General features: G+C 73.5%; 4 protein-coding genes. 1 reads left to right on the forward strand and 3 read right to left on the reverse strand.

Annotation, left to right across the window (positions count from 1 at the left end; all coding sequences use genetic code 11):
• Position 1: 1 nt before the first annotated feature.
• The 3 genes from AC27L3_RS28730 to AC27L3_RS28740 all read right to left on the reverse strand — a co-directional run bounded on the left by AC27L3_RS28730 (position 2) and on the right by AC27L3_RS28740 (position 5,476).
• On the reverse strand, positions 2–3,013 hold the full coding sequence (locus tag AC27L3_RS28730) for a glycosyltransferase family 4 protein (protein WP_487236980.1): 3,012 nt from the start codon (positions 3,011–3,013) through the stop codon (positions 2–4).
• A complete protein-coding gene (locus AC27L3_RS28735; RefSeq protein WP_487236981.1) occupies positions 3,010–3,840 on the reverse strand; it encodes a glycosyltransferase in 831 nt (276 codons plus the stop codon). The genes AC27L3_RS28730 and AC27L3_RS28735 overlap by 4 nt, the downstream gene beginning before the upstream one ends.
• Before the next feature lie 511 nt (positions 3,841–4,351).
• Complete coding sequence (locus AC27L3_RS28740) at positions 4,352–5,476, reverse strand: carbohydrate binding domain-containing protein (protein ID WP_487236982.1); 1,125 nt, start codon at positions 5,474–5,476, stop codon at positions 4,352–4,354.
• Between the two features lie 320 nt (positions 5,477–5,796).
• Here AC27L3_RS28740 and AC27L3_RS28745 point away from each other — a divergent pair, with 320 nt between their 5' ends.
• The gene (locus tag AC27L3_RS28745; protein ID WP_487236983.1) at positions 5,797–6,162 is read left to right on the forward strand and encodes a hypothetical protein; all 366 of its coding nucleotides are present in this window, start codon (positions 5,797–5,799) and stop codon (positions 6,160–6,162) included.
• The last annotated feature ends 175 nt before the right edge of the window (positions 6,163–6,337 follow it).

A 6,337-nucleotide genomic window follows, 5' to 3' on the forward strand; every position in this document is an offset into this window, starting at 1 on the left:
GTCACCCCGCCGTCCGGTGGCCGGCGGCCAGCGCCCGTACGTCGTACACGCGCAGCGCCCCCGTGGTGGTGCCGCGTTCGCTGTGGACGAGCGGGGCCTCGCGCTCGACCACGGCGCGCAGCCGGGAGCCGATGCGGGCGTAGCCCTGCTGCGCCAGCTCGGTGGAGAGCACGAGGTAGTCCGCGCGTGCGCGGCCGAGGTCCGCCGGGGTGCGCCAGTCGGCGAGGTGGGCGCCGGGCAGGACGAAGGAGGTGCCCTCGTCGGTGGCCGCGACCACGCTGCCGCGCGGCAGGTGGGTACGGGACCAGGCCAGGGTGCGTCGCAGGGCGTCGTCGTGCCGGGTGTGCACGCGTACCCACACCACGGCGTCGACGACGAGGGCGAGGGCGGCGAGCGCGGCGAGCGTCCTGGTCACCACGACCCTGGAGGGGAGGAGGACGTCGAGGGCGAGGGCGAGGGCCGCGGTGCTGGTCACCACGAGGGGGTAGAACATCTGCTCCTCAAGGGTGCCGACGGCCACCGCGTACACCAGGTGCAGCAGGGTGCACGCCGCCCACGCCGTGATCAGCGTGCGCCCCGGATTCCCGGCGAACAGCCCCGGCCGCCGGGCCCGGCACCACAGCAGCCCGGCGACGGCCGCGGTACCGAGGGCGATCAGGGCGTAGGGCACGGCGAAGTGACCGAGCTGGACGAGCAGCCGGTCGGCGAACGAGACGGTGCCGTCGGTGCTGTTGAAGCCGCTGATCTGCTTGAGGCCGAGCGCCCGGGCGATGCCGTCGGTCTTCTGCGCCCACCAGGCGGGCCAGTTGCCGGTGGCCGCCGTCGCCACGACGTACGCCGCATACCCGGCGAGGGCGACGGCGGCCGCCGTCAGCCGCATGCGCCGCACCGCGCCCCGGGCGGCCAGGCCCAGGACGGCGACGGGTACGAACGTGCCCAGCGCGTACGGCTCCTTGGTGGTGATCGCAAGAGCGAACAGCAGCCCCGCGCCGGTGCCCGCGCCGGTGCCCGCGGCGGTGCGGCCGCGGGCGGTGGCGGGGGTGCGGGCGAGGACGAGCATGCCGAGCGCCGCGGCGGCGGTGGCCTGGGCTTCGAGCATGACCCGGCTGTCGAAGCGGTTGAGGAAGGGGTCGAGGGCGAGGAACAGCCCGGCGGCGGCCGCCAGCGGACCGCGGACCGTACGGCGCAGCAGCGCGGTGACGGCCACGACGCCCACGGCCCCGGTGACGGCCACGACGGGCCGCAGATCGAGCACCTGGTGCAGCAGGTCGCCGGAGACGTCGCCGGTCAGGCGCAGGCACGCGGCGAGCACGGCGAACAGGGCGGGCGGGTGGAGGGCGAAGAACCGCCCGTCGAAGACCGGCCCCTGCCCGTCGGCGAGGTTGCGTCCGATGGCCGTGTAGTACAGCTCGTCGACGAACACGTCGTAGGACCGGGCGATGAAGACCAGCCGCAGGGTCAGCGCGAGGGCGAAGAGGGCGCCGAGACCGGCGGCCCGTCCGGCGGCGCGGCGGCGGCCCGTCTCATGCCGCCGCGCCCGGGCAGGGGGGTGGGCCTGCCAGCCGAGGGCGTCGGTGTGCCGGGCCAGGCGTACGGACACGCGCGGGTCCGCGGGGTCCACGCCGATGCGGGCGAGGACGCCCGCCGCGTCGTGCTCGTCGGCGCCGACCAGCAGCAGGCACGGGCGGGGGCCGGTGAGGTCGACGAGGTCGGTGACGCGCAGCGAGGCCAGGTCGGCGCGTTCGAGGACGGCCGCGGGGGCGGTGACCAGGGCGCACGCGTCGGTGACGGTGCGCCGCTCGGCGGCCGCGCGGCGGCCCACGCCGCGGGAGAGCCTGCCCTCCTCGGCGCTCAGGGCGGCCAGCAGGTGGCCGGTGGTGGCGGCCCAGCCGAACCGGGCCGCCCAGCCACGGCACTCCGCCTCCCAGCGGGCCGCGTCCTGCGGCGCCTCGACGGTGCGCAGCGCCTTGGCCAGGCCGGCCGCCAGGTCGTCGTCGGTGCCCAGGAGCCAGCCGGTGACGCCGGGACGGATGGTGTCGCGCAGCCCGGGCACGTCGTACGCCAGCGTGGGCACCCCGGCGGCCGCGGCCTCGACCACCGACAGCCCCCAGCCCTCGCCGAGCGAGGCGGTGGCGCTGATCCACGCGGAGTCGACGAGAGCATCGCGCTGCGCGGGTGGCACGCGGCCGTGCAGGACGACGAAGTCGCCGGCAGCGAGCTCGGCCACGAGCGCCCGCAGCTCCTCGCGGGCCTCGCCGTCGCCGACGATGTGCAGCTGGGCGCCCGGCAGTTCGCGGCGCAGCGCGGGCATCGCGCGCACCAGCCGGTCGACCCGTTTCTGGGGGACGAGCCGGCCGACGCAGACGATGCGCGGCGCCGCGGCGCGCCGCCGCGGCCCGGGCGCGGGCGGCGGGGGTTCGAGGCCGGCCGGGGCCAGGTGCACCGGGCCGCGCAGGCCGAGCCGCCGGCGGATCTCGGCCCGGGTGGACGGCGAGACGGCGCACACCGCGCGCCGCCCGTACGCCAGGGCACTGCCGCGGCTCTCCAGCCAGCGGCCCACGGCGGCGACGGGGCGGGGGAACCACAGGGCGAACTGGCCCTGGTGGACGTGGTGGACGAGCAGGACCACGGGGGTGCGGCGGCGCAGCGCGAGGGGGGTGAAGAAGGGGATGCCGTTCTGGGAGTCGACGACGGCGGCCACGGAGCGGCGGTGCAGCAGCAGCCACAGCAGCACGAACGGGTAGACGGTGAACCGGCCCCCGCCGCGCACGACGGTGCCGAGGCCGGTGTCCTCGCGGCGGGCCGAGCCGCGGGGACGGGCGGTCAGGTAGGTGACGCGCACGCCCGCCGCGGTCAGGTGCCGGGCGACCTCCTCGCAGTACAGCTCGGCGCCGCCGGCCTGCGGGTGGCGGCCGTCGCGCCAGTTGCACACCACGACGTGGCGCCCGCGCCAGTCGGCGACGGCGGGGAAGGCGTCGTGCAGGGCGGTGAGGGGGAGCGTGCCCGCGGTCATCCCGCCTCCTCGGCGGCGCGGGGAGCGGAAGTCCGGCGTACGACGCGGGGCGGGCGGCGCTGCAGGGTGCGGTGCAGCCGCCACAGCTCGCCGGCCACGCGGCGGCCGTCGGCGAACGGCCGGAAGCTGGAACCCGCCCGGTCGCTCCAGACCACCGGGAACTCGGTCAGGCTCAGCCCGAGGGCGCGGGCCCGCGCGATCACTTCGAGGTCGAAGGCGAAGCCGCTGGTGGTCACGGAGGAGAAGAGGCGGCGCGCGGCGGTGGCCTCGAAGAACTTGAAGCCGCACTGGGTGTCCTTGACCGGTCCGGAGAACCGCCGGGTCGCCAGCCGGAAGCCGGCCCCGCCCAGCCGGCGCAGGGCCGGCTGCCGCACGGGGATCCGCGCCCCGGCGCAGCGCCGGGAGCCGACGACGACCTGCCAGCCGTCGCGCAGGAGGCGGACCGCATCGTCGACGGCGGTGGCGGGCGTGGCGAGGTCGGCGTCGCAGAATCCGACCCACCGGGCGTTCGTGGTCACCATTCCGCGCGCCACGGCAGCACCCTTGCCACGGCGGGAGCAGCCGGTCACGGTGATGGGAATGCCGGACGCGGCGAGGCGGTCGACACATTCGGCGGTGCGGTCGCTGCTGCCGTTGTCGATGACGCGCAGCGCGACCGTCAGCGGCATGCCGCGCACATGCTCGGCCAGGGCCGTGACGGTGGGGGCGAGCCGGTTCTCCTCGTTGTAGGCGGGGATGACGAGTTCGAGATCGACGGCACCGGCGGAGGCGGCCGGTAACGGGACGCGGGAGTCCTGGCGTTCCTCTGCCGTGCGGGGACGTTCCACTGCAGAAAGCTCCTTTTGCGAGGGGCACGAGCTGCGGGGCATCGGGCACGCACCGGCCGACGCTTCCAGCAAACCGTGGACGAGCAAATGGCTGCTGAACGATCCATTGATGCGCAGGTGGCGGAGCGCATGCTTCCTCTCGCCACCCGGTGCGAGCAGACATTCCCAGGGCCGTATCGCCGCACACAAACCGGAGTCGGTGTTTTCCGGTCGGCACGGCGTGGGGCGGGCCGGCATGCGGTGCGGTCGGCGGCGGCACCGCCAGAAATCCCGCGCGGAATATCCTCCCCTTCGATCCGCTGTCAAGTGGGCCTTCAGCAGGGAGGTTCGGCGGTGGGACGAGGCTCGAAAACGATGACGCGGCGACGGCCCGTTTGACGGTGCCGCGACGCCGCAACAAGACTGGCCCGCCGCATTGCCTCCCAGGGAAAGGAGTTGCCATGTCCGCGGTCCCCGGGAACGGCGGAGCCGGCGGCCCACCGCACGTGGGGCGGGCCACCGGCTCGGGTGTTCACCGACGAGCGGCGTACGGGTCGGGAGCGGAGGGCACCAGGCCCACGTGGGCGACGAGCATTCCGTTGCTGCCGCCCGGGTTCGCGAACAGTTCGGGGTTGAATCCCGAAGGCCCGGGATTGGCGAATCGCACCGTCACCCGGCCGACGCCGTCCGGCACGAGGAAGCGCAGCCGGCGCTTTCGCCAGCCCGGCTTGTTGAGCTTCTTTCCGGGGTCCTGGGAGGAGGCGCCGTTCTTTCCGGTGTAGTACTGGACGTAGTCCTCCTCGACCAGGACGGTCTCGGCGCCCGCCTCCCCGTACCGCACGTCGGTGTGCAGGTAGGTGGGTCCGGTGGGGTCGTCCTTCACCAGGTGGTATCCGGTGTGGAACGACAGCTCGTACCAGGTGCCGGCGGTCACCGTGACGGCCTGCTCGATGTAGCCGCAGGTGTTGGCGCCGTTGACGTCGACGATGTTCTCGCCGGCGACGAAGGGGCGTTCCGTGTCCTCCGGGAAGTGACCGTCCGCGTCACCGTTGATCACGTCGACGAGCTCGCCGGGAGCGCCCGTCCGGGACGGGGCCCACACGCCCTTGCCCTGGTACGTGCCCACACTCCACCAGTCGAGCGCGGCGGCCTTGCGGGCGTAGAGCACGCCCTGGTTGGGCGTCCATTTCCCGTCGGGCGTGAAGGGCACGTCACCGAAACCGCCGTTCTTGATGAGGTTCTCGGCGGGCCGGGGCGAGACGATTTCGAACTCCACGTCGGCCTTCACGCCCGCGATCTCGATGGCGTTCGCCAGCTTGCGCAGGCCGGGCGCCGCGTCGGGGCGGGCCTGCACGTCGATGGAGTAGAAGCCGTTCTGCCGCGGCGTACGGTCGTTGAGGTGTAACTCGCTCTGGAAACGAAGTTGCCGGCTGTGCGGGTCCCAGGTGGACTCGAGTACGTCGTTGATCTTCGTTCCGTCGGCGATGTACCGGACCACGCCCCCTTCCGGGAACGTGACGCCGTCCGGGAACGTCACGGCTATCCATTCCTTCTGTCCGCTGATGACGACGTCGGAGGCCACGTCGATGGTGAACGTGCCCTTTCCGCCGGGCTGCAGGGTGTGCGGCACAAAGCCCTGCCGGATAGTGAGTGCCATTTCTCCGCCTTCCTCTCGAACAGCTCGGACAGGAGGAGACGTTACCCACGGGCGGCGCGAAGAACGCAAACCGAAACCGATCGTTTCGCCTGACTCCGAACGCATTGAGCCAGCCTTCGGTGGAATGCCGATCCCCGAAACCCCTTGCGGGCGAATAGCGAGGTGCCGATTGCCCGTCAAGGGCACTTCACCAGCGAAATCGCCAAGGGAGCAAGCGTCCGGAAAGCGGCCCGTGGGGGATTCCCCGACATGACAGGCCCCCGGGAATGGGTGGTAGCAATGACGTCGTCAGCACAACGACCCGAACCAGGGGGGAAGCAATGGCCATTGCATTCAAGCGCGTCAGGTTCGAGGTGGACCGCGCTCCTCAGGCGAATGCCTACACGGCGAAGCAGGGATTCACGATCCCGGGCAAGATCCGCCGGGACGAGAAGGGGCGTCCCGTCTACAACGTGGTGATCCAGTCCTACGCGCTGGAGGTGCTGGAGAACGGCAATCCGAGCCACTGTCTGATGTCGCTCGACCAGATAGGTCTGGAGATCGTGCCGAGCGAGGACACGGACGAGGACGGTCAGGTCAAGCTGACCCTGTGGCGCCGCAACCACCCCAACGACTCCCGCAACCCCGGCTGGGGCTTCAAGGGAACCGTCACCGCGCTGGTCATCGCGGACCTCATGAACTCCTGACCCGCCACGCCGCACCACCACGCGCCGAAGGCCCCGCCCGCACTCCGGGCGGGGCCTTCGCCCCGGCCGGGGGGGGGGGGGGGGGGGGGGGGGGGGGGGGGGGGGGGGGGGGGGGGGGGGGGGGGGGGGGGGGGGGGGGGGGGGGGGGGGGGGGGGGGGGGGGGCGGGGGGCGGG

The organism is Streptomyces sp. PKA51 (assembly GCF_057552455.1).

Excerpts from the sequence above, each read along its gene's own strand:
- AC27L3_RS28730 (WP_487236980.1), bottom strand. The coding sequence starts at position 3,013 with ATGACCGCGGGCACGCTCCCCCTCACCGCCCTGCACGACGCCTTCCCC.
- AC27L3_RS28740 (WP_487236982.1), bottom strand. The coding sequence starts at position 5,476 with ATGGCACTCACTATCCGGCAGGGCTTTGTGCCGCACACCCTGCAGCCC.
- AC27L3_RS28745 (WP_487236983.1), top strand. The coding sequence starts at position 5,797 with ATGGCCATTGCATTCAAGCGCGTCAGGTTCGAGGTGGACCGCGCTCCT.